The organism is Lysinibacillus sp. Bpr_S20, from assembly GCF_023337835.1.
Classification (GTDB): domain Bacteria; phylum Bacillota; class Bacilli; order Bacillales_A; family Planococcaceae; genus Lysinibacillus.
Map to the genome: position 1 here is coordinate 17,694 of NZ_JALNLQ010000008.1, position 16,748 is coordinate 34,441.

The 16,748-nt window shown below is 37.2% G+C and carries 18 protein-coding genes; 16 read left to right on the top strand and 2 right to left on the bottom strand.

What is annotated here, in order from left to right:
* The first annotated feature begins 65 nt into the window (after nt 1–65).
* The 5 genes from rsmG to MWJ95_RS17745 all read left to right on the top strand — a co-directional run bounded on the left by rsmG (nt 66) and on the right by MWJ95_RS17745 (nt 4,951).
* Nucleotides 66–782 (top strand): 16S rRNA (guanine(527)-N(7))-methyltransferase RsmG, encoded by a 717-nt coding sequence (rsmG, locus tag MWJ95_RS17725; RefSeq protein ID WP_249075305.1) that lies wholly within the window; start codon nt 66–68, stop codon nt 780–782.
* Between the two features lie 179 nt (nt 783–961).
* Complete coding sequence (gene noc, locus MWJ95_RS17730; protein ID WP_249075306.1) at nt 962–1,861, top strand: nucleoid occlusion protein; 900 nt, start codon at nt 962–964, stop codon at nt 1,859–1,861.
* A gap of 692 nt (nt 1,862–2,553) precedes the next feature.
* Nucleotides 2,554–3,315 (top strand): ParA family protein, encoded by a 762-nt coding sequence (locus MWJ95_RS17735; protein WP_249075307.1) that lies wholly within the window; start codon nt 2,554–2,556, stop codon nt 3,313–3,315.
* Entirely contained in the window at nt 3,308–4,156 is an 849-nt protein-coding gene (locus MWJ95_RS17740; protein ID WP_249075308.1) for a ParB/RepB/Spo0J family partition protein, read from the top strand. The genes MWJ95_RS17735 and MWJ95_RS17740 overlap by 8 nt, the downstream gene beginning before the upstream one ends.
* Nucleotides 4,157–4,234: 78 nt before the next feature.
* Nucleotides 4,235–4,951 (top strand): DUF554 domain-containing protein, encoded by a 717-nt coding sequence (locus MWJ95_RS17745; protein WP_249106865.1) that lies wholly within the window; start codon nt 4,235–4,237, stop codon nt 4,949–4,951.
* On the opposite strand, the gene yyaC is transcribed toward MWJ95_RS17745, so the two are convergent.
* Nucleotides 4,868–5,500: a spore protease YyaC gene (yyaC, locus tag MWJ95_RS17750; RefSeq protein ID WP_249075310.1), complete on the bottom strand. Its 633-nt coding sequence runs from the start codon at nt 5,498–5,500 to the stop codon at nt 4,868–4,870. The two genes, MWJ95_RS17745 and yyaC, sit on opposite strands and share 84 nt — an antisense overlap.
* 93 nt (nt 5,501–5,593) lie before the next feature.
* On the opposite strand from yyaC, the gene MWJ95_RS17755 reads away from it, so the two are divergent.
* The 4 genes from MWJ95_RS17755 to MWJ95_RS17770 all read left to right on the top strand — a co-directional run bounded on the left by MWJ95_RS17755 (nt 5,594) and on the right by MWJ95_RS17770 (nt 9,053).
* Nucleotides 5,594–6,478: a mechanosensitive ion channel family protein gene (locus MWJ95_RS17755; protein ID WP_249075311.1), complete on the top strand. Its 885-nt coding sequence runs from the start codon at nt 5,594–5,596 to the stop codon at nt 6,476–6,478.
* A gap of 1 nt (nt 6,479) precedes the next feature.
* Nucleotides 6,480–6,680 (top strand): DUF951 domain-containing protein, encoded by a 201-nt coding sequence (locus MWJ95_RS17760; protein ID WP_249075436.1) that lies wholly within the window; start codon nt 6,480–6,482, stop codon nt 6,678–6,680.
* 154 nt (nt 6,681–6,834) lie between these two features.
* Entirely contained in the window at nt 6,835–7,935 is a 1,101-nt protein-coding gene (gene ychF, locus MWJ95_RS17765; RefSeq protein ID WP_249106866.1) for a redox-regulated ATPase YchF, read from the top strand.
* A 77-nt stretch (nt 7,936–8,012) separates the two neighbouring features.
* Entirely contained in the window at nt 8,013–9,053 is a 1,041-nt protein-coding gene (locus tag MWJ95_RS17770; RefSeq protein ID WP_249106867.1) for an acyl-CoA dehydrogenase family protein, read from the top strand.
* A 56-nt stretch (nt 9,054–9,109) separates the two neighbouring features.
* On the opposite strand, the gene MWJ95_RS17775 is transcribed toward MWJ95_RS17770, so the two are convergent.
* Nucleotides 9,110–9,676: a DUF3267 domain-containing protein gene (locus MWJ95_RS17775; protein WP_249075314.1), complete on the bottom strand. Its 567-nt coding sequence runs from the start codon at nt 9,674–9,676 to the stop codon at nt 9,110–9,112.
* 168 nt (nt 9,677–9,844) lie between these two features.
* Between MWJ95_RS17775 and rpsF the strand changes: the two genes are divergently transcribed.
* From rpsF to dnaB, 7 genes are all read left to right on the top strand, one after another.
* Nucleotides 9,845–10,132, top strand: a complete 288-nt coding sequence (gene rpsF / locus MWJ95_RS17780; protein ID WP_249075315.1) for a 30S ribosomal protein S6 — start codon at nt 9,845–9,847, stop codon at nt 10,130–10,132.
* 45 nt (nt 10,133–10,177) lie between these two features.
* The gene (gene ssb, locus MWJ95_RS17785) at nt 10,178–10,747 is read left to right on the top strand and encodes a single-stranded DNA-binding protein (protein ID WP_249075316.1); all 570 of its coding nucleotides are present in this window, start codon (nt 10,178–10,180) and stop codon (nt 10,745–10,747) included.
* A 38-nt stretch (nt 10,748–10,785) separates the two neighbouring features.
* A complete protein-coding gene (rpsR, locus tag MWJ95_RS17790) occupies nt 10,786–11,022 on the top strand; it encodes a 30S ribosomal protein S18 (protein WP_004233359.1) in 237 nt (78 codons plus the stop codon).
* 705 nt (nt 11,023–11,727) lie between these two features.
* On the top strand, nt 11,728–12,669 hold the full coding sequence (locus MWJ95_RS17795; protein ID WP_249075317.1) for a YybS family protein: 942 nt from the start codon (nt 11,728–11,730) through the stop codon (nt 12,667–12,669).
* 12 nt (nt 12,670–12,681) lie between these two features.
* Nucleotides 12,682–14,655, top strand: coding sequence for a DHH family phosphoesterase (locus MWJ95_RS17800; RefSeq protein WP_249075318.1), 1,974 nt, complete (start codon nt 12,682–12,684; stop codon nt 14,653–14,655).
* Nucleotides 14,652–15,098, top strand: coding sequence for a 50S ribosomal protein L9 (gene rplI / locus MWJ95_RS17805; protein WP_249075319.1), 447 nt, complete (start codon nt 14,652–14,654; stop codon nt 15,096–15,098). Before MWJ95_RS17800 ends, rplI begins: the two co-directional genes overlap by 4 nt.
* 13 nt (nt 15,099–15,111) lie before the next feature.
* Nucleotides 15,112–16,473 carry a replicative DNA helicase gene (gene dnaB, locus MWJ95_RS17810; RefSeq protein ID WP_249075320.1) on the top strand — a complete coding sequence of 454 codons (1,362 nt, stop codon included), beginning with the start codon at nt 15,112–15,114 and terminating at the stop codon, nt 16,471–16,473.
* Nucleotides 16,474–16,748 lie beyond the last annotated feature (275 nt).

The window sequence follows — 16,748 nt, forward strand, 5'->3', positions numbered from 1 at the left end:
GAGTAAATAGTTGCTTACAAATCAATATAGGGATAGTAAAGCCATATAGAAAAAGGAGACTTTACATGAACGAACAACAATTTATAGAGGCTCTAAAGAAAAAGGGCATTGAACTTTCTGAAAAGCAGATTGCTCAATTTAAAAAATACTTTGAGTTACTTGTTGAGTGGAATGAAAAGATGAACTTAACGGCTATTACGGATTTAGAAGGTGTTTATTTAAAGCACTTTTATGATTCGATAAGTGCCTCTTTCTATTTTGATTTTTCAAAAGTGACGACAGTTTGCGATGTTGGAGCAGGTGCTGGTTTCCCAAGTATTCCAATTAAAATCTGCTTCCCGCATTTACATGTAACAATTGTCGATTCATTAAATAAAAGAATTACATTTTTAAATCATTTAAGTAATGAGTTACAATTAGAAAATATGCATTTTGTACATGCTCGTGCAGAGGAATTTGCACAAAATGTGAAATATCGTGAACAGTTTGATGTTGTAACAGCTCGCGCGGTAGCCAGATTATCAGTTTTATCGGAGTTATGTGTACCACTTGCAAAGCAAGGTGGCTATTTTGTTGCTTTAAAAGCAGCAGCTGGCGCGGAAGAATTAAAAGATGCCAAAAAAGCATTAACGACATTAGGGGTTGCACTAAAAGAAGAGTTTTCTTTCCTACTACCAGTTGAAGAAAGTGACCGCATTTTATATATCTTTGATAAAATAAAAGGAACACCAAAAAAATACCCGCGTAAACCAGGTGTACCAAATAAATCACCGATTCAATAATTAGTGTTCCATGTGAAACTTCTCAAAGTAGAAAATATTTTTTCTATTTTGAGCATACATACTAGTTATGGATGGTTCACGCAAATGACATCTACGAACTATATACATTTTAAGAAATATAATAAATAATAATAGAATGAGACAGAGCAAGATAGTTACTTAAAGGTGGTGCCACTTGGATGAAAAGTCCTTTTTCACGTTTTTTTGGAGGCGGAAATAAAACTGTGCCTATTGTGAAAAATGAAGTAGAACAAGCAGAGACGGTTCATGCAGCAGAAGAAGTTATAAAGCTGCCTATTGATCAAATTGTGCCTAACCGTTTTCAGCCACGTACTATTTTTGATGATGAAAAAATTGAAGAATTATCAAGAACCATTCATACGCATGGTGTAATTCAGCCAATTGTTGTACGTAAAACAGCAGAAAATCAATATGAAATCATTGCTGGTGAGCGTCGTTATCGAGCAATGAAAAAGCTACAATGGACAGAAGTTCCGGCAATTATAAGAAATTTAACTGATAAGGAAACAGCCTCTATCGCGTTAATTGAGAACTTACAGCGTGAGGAGTTAACAGCAATTGAAGAAGCTGTTGCCTATCAAAAATTATTGGAGCTTCACGAGCTGACACAAGAAGCTCTGGCCCAACGACTTGGAAAAGGACAATCCACGGTAGCCAATAAATTACGTTTATTAAAGCTTCCTGAAGAAGTGCAGCAAGCTATTTTGAAGCGTGAAATCTCGGAACGACATGCACGTGCATTAATTGCAATTAAAGATCAGCCATTACAGCTAGAAGTTTTACAACAAACGATTGAAAATGATTGGAATGTTCGTCAGTTAGAAGAGCAGATTTATTCTCTATTGCATCCGGAGGCAGAAGCTGAAGAAGAAGCGGAGCCGAAGAAAGCAAAGCCGAAGCGTAAGGCCATTAGTAAAGACGTTCGCATTGCTTTAAATACCATTAAACAATCGTTATCTATGGTAACAAAGAGCGGTATAACAGTTAAGACTGAAGAAGAAGATACAGAGGAATATTATCAAATTACAGTGAAAATACCTAAAAAGAAAAAGTCTTAAGTCATGATTGAAGTTATTTTAGAAAAATAAAAAATGACCTACGTTATGATGATGAGCCACTTTTAAAGCTCTGTACGAAGGAGGCATCTCAGTAATATTTCTGAGATGTCTCCTTTTTTGCATATATTCTAAATATTTTATACAACTATTTTCTGTTTTTTTGATAGAATAAAAGTAAGATAGAGGTATTTAACTTCTTTTAGTAATTATTTTCTGTAGCGAAAGCAAAGTGTCAGCTACAAGTTTTTCAAAGTGAAACGGCAGTTACAAGTGTTTTTTGTACCAAAAGCGTAGCGACAGGTACAGAAGTCTGGTAATGAATGCGGGTTTAAGTTACTTTTCGGCGGGTGTCCAAACATCCGCTGAAATAGAGGAACTCAGTCTAAGAACGCCACGTCCTGTGGTAATGACTGAGTGACCAACATCAGTGCTGTTGCTGACGCTTCGTTAGCATTACGCTTTCGCGCAAAAAACATCTGTTGGCCTAAAGCCTCCGGCGGATGTCACGGATTCGGAAAGGAATTAATAAAAGGATGTTAGTTTAAAATCATCGCATTCATGTGATGACGGCTAACTGACCTGTATCCCACAAAGCCGAATCCGGACACAATTATGCCGAGGCATAATTGATCAGTGATTTTACAAATGATTTGTCAAAGTGAACTTTGGTAGATGAAAGCAGGTGCTTTTAAATGGGTAGAATTATAGCAATCGCCAATCAAAAGGGTGGCGTAGGAAAAACAACGACATCGGTCAATTTGAGCGCTTGTCTAGCATATCTAGGGAAGAAAGTGCTCCTTATCGATACGGATCCGCAAGGAAATACAACAAGTGGACTGGGTGTTAACAAAGGAGATCTTCAGGGCTGTATTTATGATGTGTTAATTGATGATGAAAACGTTGAAAATGTCATTCAACAAACAAATGTTGAAAACCTAGCAATTGTTCCAGCAACCATTTCACTAGCAGGAGCAGAGATTGAATTAGTTTCGACAATTTCCAGAGAAGTACGTTTAAAGCATGCACTTCAAGATGTAAAAGAAGAATATGATTATATTATTATTGATTGCCCACCTTCATTAGGGCTTCTAACAATTAATGCTTTAACTGCTTCGGATGCGCTTATTATTCCTGTGCAATGCGAATATTACGCATTAGAGGGGCTAAGTCAGTTGTTATCAACTGTCCGTTTAGTGCAAAAACATTTAAATCAGCAATTATATATTGATGGAGTATTGTTAACGATGCTTGATGCACGAACAAACCTAGGCCTACAAGTTATTGATGAAGTAAAAAAATATTTTCAAGATAAAGTATACAAAACAATTATTCCTCGTAATGTGCGATTAAGTGAGGCTCCAAGTCATGGGCAGCCAATTATCATTTATGACGCAAAATCAAGAGGTGCGGAAGTGTATTTAGAGATGGCGAGGGAAGTGATCAAAAATGGCTAAAGGTTTAGGAAGAGGCATAAGTGCGTTATTTCCTGGGGAGTCTTTAGAACAAAGTGGGCAAGTGGAAGAAATACAATTAGAACTTATCGTTGCAAACCCATTTCAGCCTCGTAAAATTTTCGATGAAGAAGCGTTGCAGGAATTGGCTGACTCTATACAGGAACATGGTATTTTACAACCAATTGCCGTACGGAAAAAAGGACGTAAATATGAAATCGTTGCTGGGGAACGCCGATATCGTGCAACTCAATTAGCAGGGTTAGAGGTTATTCCAGCTATTATAAAAGAGCTATCAGATGCGCAAATGATGGAACTAGCGATTTTAGAAAATCTACAGCGTGAAGATCTGACAGTTATTGAAGAGGCTGAGGCCTATCAAAGCTTGATGGAAAACTTACATTTAACACAAGAGGAGCTATCCAAAAGATTAGGGAAAAGCAGACCGCATATTGCTAATCATGTTCGTTTACTTGCACTACCTGAGGATGTTCGTGAGTTTATGAACGATGGAACATTATCGATGGGACAAGGACGAGCCTTACTTGGTTTGAAAAATAAAAGAAGAATATCCGAAGTGGCTAATAAGGTCATTCAACAAGGTTTAAATGTGCGGCAAGTCGAAATGTTAGTGCACAACTTAAATGAGGAAGTTTCACGTGAAACAACTCAACCAAAGAAAAAGGATATATATGTTGCAGCTAAGGAATCACAATTACGTGATTATTTCGGTACAAATGTACAAATTAGGAAAACGAATAATAAAGGGAAAATAGAAATTGAATTTTACTCTGAAGATGATTTAGAACGTATTTTAGAAATACTAAATTTGCAGGAAGAGTAAGAGAAATATCGATAATATAATCTGAGCGCCGAATTGCAGGGCGCTCTCTATTTTTATAGAGAGAAGGAAGGTTGGGACGTGGTATTACTAGGAGCATTCATTAACGCCTTGCTTATTATGGCTGGTGCATTGGTAGGACGCATTTTTAAAAATATTCCTGAATCGATGAAGACCACTGTATTATCGATTATCGGTTTAGCAGTTGCACTTTTAGGGATTAAAATGGGCTTTAAAAGTGATAATTTTATTATTTTAATGATAAGTTTAGTCATAGGTACTGTAATTGGTGAGTGGTTAGATTTAGATAAGCAAATGAATAGAGTTGGAAAATGGGTAGAATCTCTATTCAGTAAAAATCGTACTAATAACAATCAAATTGGCATAGCAGAAGGTTTTGTATCAGCTTCTTTAATATTTGTAGTTGGCTCGATGGGCGTCATTGGTGCACTCGATAGTGGTCTGCGTAACGATCATAATGTACTGATTACGAAAGGATTAATCGATGGATTTATATCGATCATATTAGCATCTACCTTAGGGATTGGCGTGCTATTATCTGCATTACCTGTATTCGTCTATCAAGGATTAATTGCACTTTTTGCAGGTGTTATCAGCTCTTTTATACCAGATGACGCATTACAAATGTTTATTCATGAAATGACTGCAGTGGGTGGTGTTATGATTTTTGCTATTGGTTTAAATATAGCAGGCTTAACTAAGATCAAAGCTGCTAACTTGTTGCCAGGTATCATCGTTGTCGGTATTGTGGTTGCTATCTTCTATACTTTTCAGTGAGTAACGATGTGCAGCGAGCAAAAGAGCTCTTGAAAGTTTTTCAGCCATTGCATAGGAAATATGAAGTCTTGTATTTTGTAAAACGAGCATTTCCATAAAGCCTCCAACATTGACGATCCCCTTAATGGAAATGTCACCGATTGGGGGTAATTGTTTTTTTACAGCTTTTCCTGGAAAAATAGGTCCATTCTGTACAGAAATATGTCCAACATTTTGTTCACTACCAAGACATGCATCAATCGCAATAATGAAAGGTTTTATAGTATGATTGTGTAGCTGTTGCATTGTAGTGTCTAAATTAAGAGCATGCAAAGGATTGTCTAAAGAGCCTACAATCTCATATGGAAAACTAACTGACTTTTTTAGAAAGCTACCTGTTAACGGCCCAAGCGTATCACCTGTACAACGGTCACTTCCAATACAACAGAAAATAAGGCGTTTATGATGAAAGGGTATATGTTCTAAAAATAATGTACTTAATTGCCAAACGGTATTTTTACTTTCATGATGAAGAGAATAAGGAAGTAACAATTTTGGTATAGTATTCATAAAAAAACTCGCTTTCCTTTTTATTTGTAAGAAGTGCTCGATTTTTATGCAGTATACGCAAATTTTTAGCAAGTTATTCAAGAGGTGGTAATAATGGATTGGTTTAGTGAAAGAGTATTAAAAAACAGTTGGAACAAGCTAATGTCAGAGGAGCTTTGGATAAATGTAACAATAGTTTCTGTTAAGATTATTATTATCTTGATTGCATCGTGGCTAGCTGTACGATTAGGAAAAAAGTTTATAAAAAAAGTGTTTTTAATGCGTATGCGTTCACCTTTAGACCATTCGGAACGTCGACAAAAAACAATTTCGAAATTATTACAAAGCGTCATTACCTATGTGGTTTATTTTTCAGCAATTGTTGCTATTCTCTCGCTCTTAGAGATTAGGATAGCAGGGTTATTAGCTGGAGCAGGGATTGTTGGTTTAGCAATTGGTTTTGGTGCACAAAGCTTAGTGAAGGATGTCATTACTGGATTCTTTATTATTTTTGAAGATCAATTTGGTGTTGGCGATTATATAAAAATAAATGCAGCTGAAGGAACGGTTGTAGAAATTGGTTTACGTACGACAAAGATTAATGGTTCTACAGGAGAGCAGTTTATTATTCCGAATGGTTCGATTGGTGATGTTGTCAATTACTCTGTTAACAACTCTAAAATTTATATAGATTTACAAATGACGACGGATGCCAATTTTGAAAGAGCTGAATCTATTATTAAAAAGTATTTAGAAACTTTACCTGATATTCATAAGGAACTTGTAGCAGTACCTGTCTTTTTAGGTGTACAAAATGTTAAGGGTACAGAGGTAACGATTCGTATAGCCGCAGAAACATTACCACAACAACAACATGGAGTGGGCCGTACTATTCGTCGTGATGTTACAAAACTCTTTGAAGAAAATAATATACCAATGGCTCAGCCGAAAATGATGTTCTACGGTGTTAATGGAAAAGACGAGGGGAATGGTGAATAAAATGGAAGCGAAGCAATTTGGTCTAAATGATATTGTTGAAATGAAAAAGCAACATCCATGTGGCACAAATAAGTGGAAAATTATTCGAATGGGTGCAGATGTGCGTATTAAATGTGAAGGCTGTCAGCATAGCGTCATGATTCCACGCCGAGAATTTGAGAAAAAAATGAAAAAGGTTTTAATGTCGGCTAGTGAAGACTAGTTTCATGTGTATTAGACTTTTTATGAGTGAATCAATATAATAGATAGGGTTATACAGTGATTCATCAGTGAGGGCGTTCTGAAACCTCACAGTATCCGTTAGTACGGGAAATAAGAGCAAATTTGAACAGATCATAGAAAGGTTGTGTCCATTCATGGCATTAACAGCTGGAATCGTTGGTTTACCTAACGTCGGAAAATCAACATTATTTAACGCAATTACAAAAGCGGGCGCATTGGCTGCAAACTATCCATTCGCAACAATCGATCCGAACGTCGGTATTGTTGAAGTACCAGATGCACGTTTAGATAAATTAACAGAATTAGTAACACCTAAAAAAACAGTACCTACAGCATTTGAGTTCACAGATATTGCTGGGATCGTAAAAGGCGCTTCAAAGGGTGAAGGGTTAGGGAACAAATTCCTTGCGCATATTCGTGAAGTAGATGCAATTTGCCAAGTTGTACGTTGTTTTGTTGATGAAAACATTACGCACGTATCAGGTGGAGTGGATCCGATTGATGATATTGAGGTTATTAACTTAGAGCTTGCACTAGCCGATTTAGAATCTGTTGATAAGCGATTACAACGTGTCGGCAAAATGGCAAAGCAAAAAGACAAAGAAGCAATGATTGAAGAACCAATTCTTTTAAAAGTTAAAGAACAATTAGAAAACGGTCGACCAGCACGTGCTGCAGAGCTTTCTGATGACGAGCTAAAGGTTATTAAAGGACTTCATCTTTTAACAATTAAACCTATGCTTTATGTGGCAAACGTTTCAGAAGATGAAGTAGCTGACGCAGATAATAACGAATTTGTGCAAAAGGTACGTGAGTATGCAGCTGCTGAAGGAGCTCAAGTTATCACAATTTGTGCAAAAATCGAAGAAGAAATTTCTGAGCTTGATGATGAAGAAAAAGCAATGTTCTTAGAAGAACTAGGCATTAAAGAATCTGGTTTAGATCAATTAATCCGTACGTCATATGATTTACTAGGACTAGCAACTTATTTCACTGCTGGAGTACAAGAGGTACGTGCATGGACGTTCCGTAAAGGTATGAAGGCACCACAATGTGCTGGAGTTATTCATACAGACTTTGAACGTGGATTTATTCGTGCAGAAACAGTTGCTTTCGATGATTTAGTTGAAGCTGGTTCTCAACCTGCTGCTAAAGAAGCTGGTAAAGTACGTCTTGAAGGTAAAGAGTATGTTGTACAAGACGGCGATATTATGTTATTCCGTTTTAATGTGTAAAATACAAAAAGGCAATCTTTAATGGGATTGCCTTTTTTGTATATATACTTATCTGAATTTTCGATCAGGAGGTTAGTATGAGCATATTACAAATAAAAGAGCGTGGTTTAGAAATTGAGCAGCTAGGTAGACTACCGGAAGATATATTAGAGCTTATTTATGAGCATCAATTGTTTAAGTTATTCACAGCCAAGGAATTAGGCGGCCAAGATTTAGATTTACTAAAGGGCATGAAAGTATTCCAAGAGATGTCTGCACTTGATGGTAACTTTGGTTGGCTTGTCACAATAGGGACAGGGGGGAACGCGTTTATTCCAACATTGAACAAAGAGGTTTGTGAAAAAATATTTTCACCAAGAAATGCAGTCATAGCAGGTAGTGGATATCCTACAGGTATAGCCATACAAATAGATGAGGGATATAGCGTAACAGGTCAATGGAAGTATTGTAGTGGGGCAGATTATGCTACAACTTTTACGATGAATTGCTTTGTTGAGAAAGAGGGTATTAGAACAGATGAAATAATTAGTTGCTCCGTAAATAGTGATCATGTAGAAGTTTTAAATGATTGGCGAGCAATGGGTTTAAAAGCGACTGCTAGTCATACGATCCGAGTGCAAAATGTTTGGGTGCCTCAAGAGGATACGTTCCAATTGGGTACAATGAAAAACACGTATGGGAATGCGGTACATAGTTTTCCGTTTGGCGCATTTGCAGAAGCTTCTTTTTTAAGTGTTTGCCTTGGAATAACAGAAAATTTCTTAGAAGAGGCGTCTATTTTAGTGAAGCAAAGAAGCCTTGATTCAAGTCGTGCCGAACATATGGGGGCAATACAATTTTTATTGATGCAGCAACAAAAGAACTTTAGACAGCTTGAAGAGCGGTTTTATGCAATGTTGCATGAATACTGGCAAAAACATCAAGAAGGTCATGAGTTGGCGAATGAAGAACTACAGCAATTTTCACTCATGAGTAAAGACGTTGCAGCAGCTTGTGTAGATATTGCTAATAGCTTAATCCGTAGGCTTGGTATGGATGCAATTACAGAGACCTCTTCGATAAATCGTATTTGGAGAAATTTATATACAGCTGCACAGCATGGTTTTATAACACCTTAAAATTGTATAAAAATTAGAATCTGCTTGGAGCTAAGCAGATTCTATATGTATGTGACTCAAAGCTTTTTCTTTTCCTCGGGCATATATACATAAAGCTTAGGTAAATGAGGATCATCCTGTATGAACGCATTCTTTGGATATTTGCGCAATTCTTTATACATGGAGAAATCCCCTACTGCCCCAGCTATTAAAAAAGCTCCCACCAATATTAAAACAGTACTATTAAAGTAGAAACCAGCCAGTGTCGGAAGAACTCCAGTTGTCCAGAATGGCAGTAATAAAGCCTTTTTCATGGCATGATTCGGTAAACGTTGGTCGGTTGTTGCGTACGCAATGCCAAGCTCTAAATTCAAGCCATATTTTAACGATTTAGCGGGCACGCCTCCAAAGACCATAAAGCCAATTAAATGAAAGGCCTCATGTAAGACAATGAAAACAATATACAGAATGGCAAAAAGAATGGACCCAACAATCATATTCCAAAATGAATAATCAAAATCTTTAAAGCAAATATATTGGATAGCCACAAATAATATGACAAGACCACTTGTGATAACAATATTGTCCATCATTAGTTTTTTTATATCTAACTCTATGACGATTGGTTCTTGATCAGGTAGCATGGAGATCCTCCTTTCATGAATTAAGTTCATTATATAGAATGAATTGTTAGTTTGCGACTTGAAAGACATGTATCTATATGTTACAATTCATTGATGTGAGTAATAATTATTACTTGCTCCTTGCTCCCTATTATAGGAGAGCCTAAGTCCATAAGGAGGTGTAAACAGATGAGAAAATACGAATTAATGTACATCGTACGTCCGAACATTGAAGACGAAGCGAAGAAAGCTTTAGTTGAACGTTTCAACGAAATCTTAACTTCTAACGGTGCAGAAGTCATCGAATCAAAAGAGTGGGGCAAACGCCGCTTAGCTTATGAAATTCAAGACTTCCGCGAAGGTTTCTACCAAATCGTGAAAGTAAACGCTCCTTCAGAAGCAATCAACGAATACACTCGTCTTGCTAACATTAGCGAAGATATCATTCGTCACATTGCAGTTCGCGAAGAAGCATAATCATTTATTTTTAACAAAATGCTGAAAAAGGAGGTTGCATTTCTGATGATAAACCGTGTCGTATTAGTTGGAAGACTAACAAAGGATCCTGAGCTACGCTATACGCCTAATGGTATTGCGTCTACAAGATTTACAGTTGCTGTGAATCGAACATTCTCAAACCAACAAGGTGATCGCGAAGCTGATTTCATTAGCTGTGTTGCTTGGCGCAAACAGGCTGAAAACTTAGCGAACTTCATGCGAAAAGGAAGTTTGATTGGAGTGGAAGGTCGCATCCAAACAGGTAGCTATGAAGGACAAGATGGTAAACGAGTATACACAACAGATGTAGTGGCAGATAGCGTACAGTTTTTAGAGCCTCGTAATTCTAGCGGTGCTCCTGCTCCTCAATATGGTGGGCAGAATACTTACGGTAATAATCAACCGTCATATGGCGGTGGACAACCACAGCAACAGTTTGGTGGTGCTATGCCAGGGCAGGGTTCATTTGGCGGCGATGCTTATCAGCAAAATCAACCACCTATGAATCAGCCGAATTATACACGTGTAGATGAGGATCCATTTGCTAATAGCAAAGGACCAATAGAAGTATCTGAGGATGATTTACCATTCTAATACTTCTAAAATAAAAAATGATAAGGAGGAGACATACTATGGCACCACGTCGCGGAGGCCGCAAACGCCGTAAAGTTTGCTACTTCACTTCAAACAACATTACGCATATCGATTATAAAGATGTGGATTTATTAAAAAAATTCATCTCTGAGCGCGGTAAAATCTTACCACGTCGCGTAACTGGCACAAGTGCAAAGTACCAACGTAAATTAACTTCTGCTATCAAAGTATCTCGTATCATGGGATTACTTCCATTCGTTGCAGAAGATAAATAAGATATAAATAAAGGCACAACAAGGTTTAATCGCTTTGGTTGTGCTTTTCTTATTTGTAAAAATGGAATTACTAATCTTGTAACCGCAATATGGAGATTTTATAAGGGGGACTCTTGTAAATAACATAGGTAGGGGAATCGAGAGTGGATATCCCAACTATGGTAATATTGTTTGTTTTATAGCTCACATCACAAAAGATGAGTATGGTTAAAATACATGTCAGGTTGATTGGAGTGCGAGACCAGATGCCCCATGGTGAGCTTGGTTGATCTCAGTAATTGCTCTATAAATTACCGTTTGCTATTATGATGAGAATTTATTACACTCTAGATAGACATGAATAAAGAAAAGATGAAATGTTAGAGATTGAGAAACAATCGACTATGGACATTTTTAAAAACAAAACGGCTTATAATCATTTGGATTAAAAGCCTTTTTTCATGTATTAGTAACTGTTGTAAGTTGCTTTTTTTATTGTTGGAAAAATTTTAAAAAAATATATAGAAGAACATAATTAATGATGAATTTGTTATGATTTTTCGGTAAAAAATCTCCTATATAGTAATGTATTTTACGCCTTTAGTCATTGGATCTACAAAATTAATGGCAAAGCATTTCAGTTGTTCTAGCGTTTTTTGTTCAATAACCTGAAAAAATGGTACAATAAAGGTCAGTAAGTTTGACTGAAAAAAAGGAAGGTTTTCAATGCCGAATAATCAAACAAAGGCGCTTGTACAAGGCTCAATGATGGTCGCAATCTTTACGATTCTAATGCTTATTTCTGCATATATACCATTCATATTTATAGTAAGTCTAATATTTGCTCCACTACCGATTGCTTGGTATAGCGCAAATTACAAGCGTGCATCATCAATATTTGTAGCAATAGTAGGGTGTATCTTAACCACTTTAACGAGTGGCATAACTATGTTACCATTTGCCTTTATTTTGGCATTACTTGGTGTCGTTATAGGAAGTGCAATTAATCAAAAGAAGAGCAAACTTTACCTATTCATGTCATCTGGGATTGCTGTTCTTCTGTCAATGGCGGTTGTCTATGTAGCCTATGTTCAATTTGCTGGTATCAATATCATTAACATGAGCACAGAGCTTTTACGCGATAGTTATGAGCAATCAAATGAACTTGCAAAAACGATGACAGGTCAAGAAGCGTTTCAGCCAGAGCTAATTGAGGCTCTGTTAAAAACAGTTGAGCTGACAATACCTGCAACAGTAACACTTTCTGCATTTATGACAGCATTTATTATCATAACGTTAAATTTACCTGTATTAAAACGTCTTGGTTTAGACGTACCGAGATTTGCATCATTCCAAAATATGCGTCTACCCCGATCTATTTTATGGTATTACATGATTGTTTTATGCGTAAATTTATTTATGCGTCCAGAATCTGGATCTACAGTAGATATGATTGTGTTAAATGTTTCTTATATTTTATGGATGTTATTAATCCTGCAGGGTATTTCCTTTTTACATTACTTTATTTCTAAAAAGGAGCTGCCTAATGGTGTCAAATGGATCGCTACTTTGTTAGCCTTACCACTATCATCCTTTATGATATTGCTAGGTATCGTAGATTTAGGTTTCGACGTACGTTCACTTGTGAAGGGGAAAACTAAAGAATAAGGGGCTGATGTAATGGGGACTTTTAGAAAACGACCAATCCGCTATCCGCTTTTTGTTCTTTCCATTTTTGGCATTGTAACGTTCGTGCTTCTATGTATTTGGAATATCGGGATAGGTATTGGTTATGGAATAGGTTTTGTTCTATTAATGGCCTATACGTGGAAGGTAGAAAAGATTACCTTTGATGAGACAGAAAAACATATTGAATCTATCTCTTTCCGTATGAAAAAAGTGGGGGAAGAGGCATTACTAGAAATGCCAATTGGGATTTTACTTGTCAATGATCAATATGAAATAGAATGGTCGAATCCATATATGCAGGGCGTTTTAAATATGGAGAATTTAGTAGGTGAAGGAATCGTTAATATATCTGATGACATTTACGTGCTAATGAAGACCGAGGAGACAAACGAAGATACGATTACGCTTCGTGATCGTAAATATCGAGTTTATTATAAAAAAGAAGAGAATTTACTATATTTCTTTGATATCACTGAGCAGATAGCTATTGAAAAACAATACTATGCAGATCGTACAGTTATTGCAATTTTATTTGTTGATAATTATGACGAAATTACGCAAGCAATGGATGACCAACCACGTAGTTTAACGAATACGATGGTGACCTCAATTGTCAATGATTGGGCTGCTGAGCAAGGGATATTTGTGAAACGAATATCATCCGACCGTTTTTTAGCTGTCTTAAACGAATCCATTTTAATGGAGCTTGAGAAGAAGAAATTTGCCATTTTAGATACAATTCGAGAAAAAACAGCGCAAAAAAATATGTCATTAACATTAAGTATTGGTGTTGGCGCAGGATCATCTTCATTAATGGAGCTTGGTGAACTAGCACAATCAAGTCTAGATCTTGTTTTAGGTCGTGGCGGTGATCAGGTAGCCATCAAGCAACCTACAGGAAAACTAAAATTCTATGGCGGGAAAACGAATCCTGTCGAGAAACGTACACGCGTTAGAGCACGTGTTATTTCCCACGCTCTACGAGACCTAATTCAGGATAGTGACCAAGTATTTGTTATGGGACATAAAAATCCTGATATGGACTCAATTGGTGCCTCTGTTGGTGTACGTAAAATGGCACAAATGAATGATGTGAAGGGCTATGTGATCATAAATTATGACGAATTAAACGGAAGTGTAACACGTTTAATGAACGAAATTGAGAGTAAATCGGATTTCTATGAAAATTTCCTAACACCAGAGGAAGCTGCGGCAAGAATGACAGAAAAATCATTGCTTGTTATAGTCGATACGCATAAACCAGATTTAGTCATTGAGTCACAGCTTTTGAAGTTGGCTGAAAAAGTTGTGGTAATTGATCACCATCGTCGAAGTGAGGATTTTATAGAAAATCCAACGCTTGTTTATATGGAGCCATATGCATCATCTACAGCAGAGCTTGTAACAGAGTTACTCGAGTATCAACCAAAACGTGCGAAGATTAATATGCTAGAGGCTACGGCATTGCTGGCAGGAATTATTGTTGATACGAAGAGTTTTACTTTGCGGACAGGAGCCCGTACGTTTGAAGCGGCGTCTTATTTACGGACAAATGGTGCCGATACAGTGTTAGTACAACGATTATTAAAAGAAGATGTCGATACGTATATCGAGCGTTCTAAAATAGTGCAAACTGTTAAGTTCGTGAAGCCTGGTATTGCTATTGCTGTAGGTGAGGAAGCGAAAGTGTATGACTCGGTACTTATTGCGCAAACAGCAGACATTTTACTAACAATGAAGGATGTTGGTGCTTCCTTTGTCATTGCACATCGTTCAGATGGCAAAATCGGCATAAGTGCAAGATCACTTGGTGAGGTAAACGTGCAGCTTGTGATGGAAAAGCTAGGCGGCGGCGGGCATTTAACGAATGCAGCTTGCCAAGTCGAATCAAATTCCATTGCTGGAGTAAAAAAATATTTAGAAGAGGCCATAAATGAGGTACTCGAGGGGAGTTCTGAATCATGAAAGTAGTATTTTTAAAAGATGTTAAAGGAAAAGGGAAAAAAGGAGAAATAAAAAATGTAGCGGACGGCTACGCACAAAACTTCTTAATTAAAAATGGCTATGCTGCTGAAGCAAATGCACAAGCATTAAGTCAATTAGAAGGTCAAAAGAAATTAGAAGCTAAAAATGCTGCTGCAGAATTAGCTGAAGCGAAAGCATTAAAAGAAAAATTAGAAGCTTTAACAGTAGAACTAAAAGCAAAATCAGGTGAAGGTGGTCGCCTATTTGGTTCAGTATCTTCAAAGCAAGTTGCCGATGCACTTCAAAAAACGCATGGCATAAAAATTGATAAACGTAAAATGACTTTAAGTGATGGAATTCGTGCGCTAGGCTTTACAAATGTACCTGTAAAACTACATCATGAAGTATCTGCAACATTAAAAGTTCATGTAACGGAAGAATAAGGGGCGACGATCCATGAACGAACCGATGATGGACCGCGTTCCACCGCATAACCGGGAAGCGGAGCAATCGGTTATCGGTGCAATTTTTCTTGATCCTCAATCGTTAATCACTGCGTCTGAAATTTTACTAGCAGATGATTTTTATCATAATGCACATAAGCAAATTTTCGAAACGATGCTACGTTTGAGTGATCAAGGAAAAGCGATAGATGTCGTAACAGTTACTGAAGAATTATCAGCTAAAAAAGAAATTGAGGATGTTGGCGGGCTATCGTATTTACTAGAGCTCGCCAATGCTGTCCCTACAGCTGCTAACGTCGCACACTATGCGAAAATTGTCGAAGAAAAGGCCTTATTGCGTCGTTTAATTCGCGTCGCTACTAAAATAGTAGAAGATGGCTATACTCGTGAAGATGAGGTAGAGGCATTACTAGGTGAAGCAGAGAAGAAAATGATGGAGGTAGCCAATCGTAAAAATGCGGGTGACTTTAAGCATGTAAAAGACGTATTGGTGGAAACCTTTGATAACATCGAAAAGCTTCAATCCCAAAAGGGTGATGTTACAGGTATTCCGACAGGCTTCCGTGACTTAGACAATATAACAGCTGGCTTCCAGCGTAACGATTTGATTATTGTTGCTGCACGTCCATCTGTAGGGAAAACAGCCTTTGCATTGAATGTTGCACAAAGTGTTGCCGTTCAAGCAAGGGAAAATGTTGCAATCTTCTCCTTAGAGATGGGTGCTGAGCAGCTAGTTATGCGTATGCTTTGTGCCGAGGGAAATATAGATGCACAAGTTTTACGTACAGGTGCTTTAACAACGGAAGATTGGGGTAAACTAACTATGGCAATGGGGAGTTTATCGAATTCAGGGATTTTCATTGATGATACACCAGGTGTACGTATCAATGAAATTCGCGCAAAATGCCGACGTTTAGCACAGGAGCACGGGCTCGGTATGATTTTGATTGACTATTTACAGCTTATTCAGGGTAGTGGTAAGCCAGGGGAGAACCGTCAGCAAGAAGTATCTGAGATTTCACGTTCATTAAAAGGATTAGCGCGTGAATTAAAGGTCCCAGTCATTGCATTATCACAGCTATCTCGTGGTGTTGAGCAACGTCAAGATAAACGACCTATGATGAGTGACTTGCGTGAATCGGGAAGTATTGAGCAAGATGCTGATATTGTTGCCTTCTTATATCGTGATGATTATTACGATAAAGAGTCCGAGAGTAAAAATATGATTGAAATTATTATTGCTAAACAACGTAACGGTCCAACAGGTACAGTTACACTCGCTTTTAAAAAAGAATTCAATAAATTCATTAATGTGGACTGGTCGCAAATGCCACCACCGCCTCCACGTGATTAAATATGTATTTGGTTCATCATCAATAGTGAGAGATGACATTAGTTAAAACGTATGCCATGTAGGAGTGCCTAGTTTGAACGGAAATCGACCTCACGCTATGTTGACCAAAATACTGATTAAAAAAGAGGAACATAACGTTTGCGAGTATACCAAGACAGAATAAATCTGAATGTTAGATAATATTCATACCATTCTGTTATTAAACACGAACGTTGAATCATATTTTTTGATTTTACGTTCGTGTTTTTAAGTATTTTTGTTGACTAGGCGTTTCT

Bases quoted from the DNA above. Each gene is read 5' to 3' on its own strand.
- rsmG (WP_249075305.1), top strand. From the start codon at position 66: ATGAACGAACAACAATTTATAGAGGCTCTAAAGAAAAAGGGCATTGAA.
- noc (WP_249075306.1), top strand. From the start codon at position 962: ATGAAAAGTCCTTTTTCACGTTTTTTTGGAGGCGGAAATAAAACTGTG.
- MWJ95_RS17735 (WP_249075307.1), top strand. From the start codon at position 2,554: ATGGGTAGAATTATAGCAATCGCCAATCAAAAGGGTGGCGTAGGAAAA.
- MWJ95_RS17740 (WP_249075308.1), top strand. From the start codon at position 3,308: ATGGCTAAAGGTTTAGGAAGAGGCATAAGTGCGTTATTTCCTGGGGAG.
- yyaC (WP_249075310.1), bottom strand. From the start codon at position 5,500: ATGAATACTATACCAAAATTGTTACTTCCTTATTCTCTTCATCATGAA.
- MWJ95_RS17755 (WP_249075311.1), top strand. From the start codon at position 5,594: ATGGATTGGTTTAGTGAAAGAGTATTAAAAAACAGTTGGAACAAGCTA.
- MWJ95_RS17760 (WP_249075436.1), top strand. From the start codon at position 6,480: ATGGAAGCGAAGCAATTTGGTCTAAATGATATTGTTGAAATGAAAAAG.
- ychF (WP_249106866.1), top strand. From the start codon at position 6,835: ATGGCATTAACAGCTGGAATCGTTGGTTTACCTAACGTCGGAAAATCA.
- MWJ95_RS17770 (WP_249106867.1), top strand. From the start codon at position 8,013: ATGAGCATATTACAAATAAAAGAGCGTGGTTTAGAAATTGAGCAGCTA.
- MWJ95_RS17775 (WP_249075314.1), bottom strand. From the start codon at position 9,676: ATGCTACCTGATCAAGAACCAATCGTCATAGAGTTAGATATAAAAAAA.
- rpsF (WP_249075315.1), top strand. From the start codon at position 9,845: ATGAGAAAATACGAATTAATGTACATCGTACGTCCGAACATTGAAGAC.
- ssb (WP_249075316.1), top strand. From the start codon at position 10,178: ATGATAAACCGTGTCGTATTAGTTGGAAGACTAACAAAGGATCCTGAG.
- rpsR (WP_004233359.1), top strand. From the start codon at position 10,786: ATGGCACCACGTCGCGGAGGCCGCAAACGCCGTAAAGTTTGCTACTTC.
- MWJ95_RS17795 (WP_249075317.1), top strand. From the start codon at position 11,728: ATGCCGAATAATCAAACAAAGGCGCTTGTACAAGGCTCAATGATGGTC.
- MWJ95_RS17800 (WP_249075318.1), top strand. From the start codon at position 12,682: ATGGGGACTTTTAGAAAACGACCAATCCGCTATCCGCTTTTTGTTCTT.
- rplI (WP_249075319.1), top strand. From the start codon at position 14,652: ATGAAAGTAGTATTTTTAAAAGATGTTAAAGGAAAAGGGAAAAAAGGA.
- dnaB (WP_249075320.1), top strand. From the start codon at position 15,112: ATGAACGAACCGATGATGGACCGCGTTCCACCGCATAACCGGGAAGCG.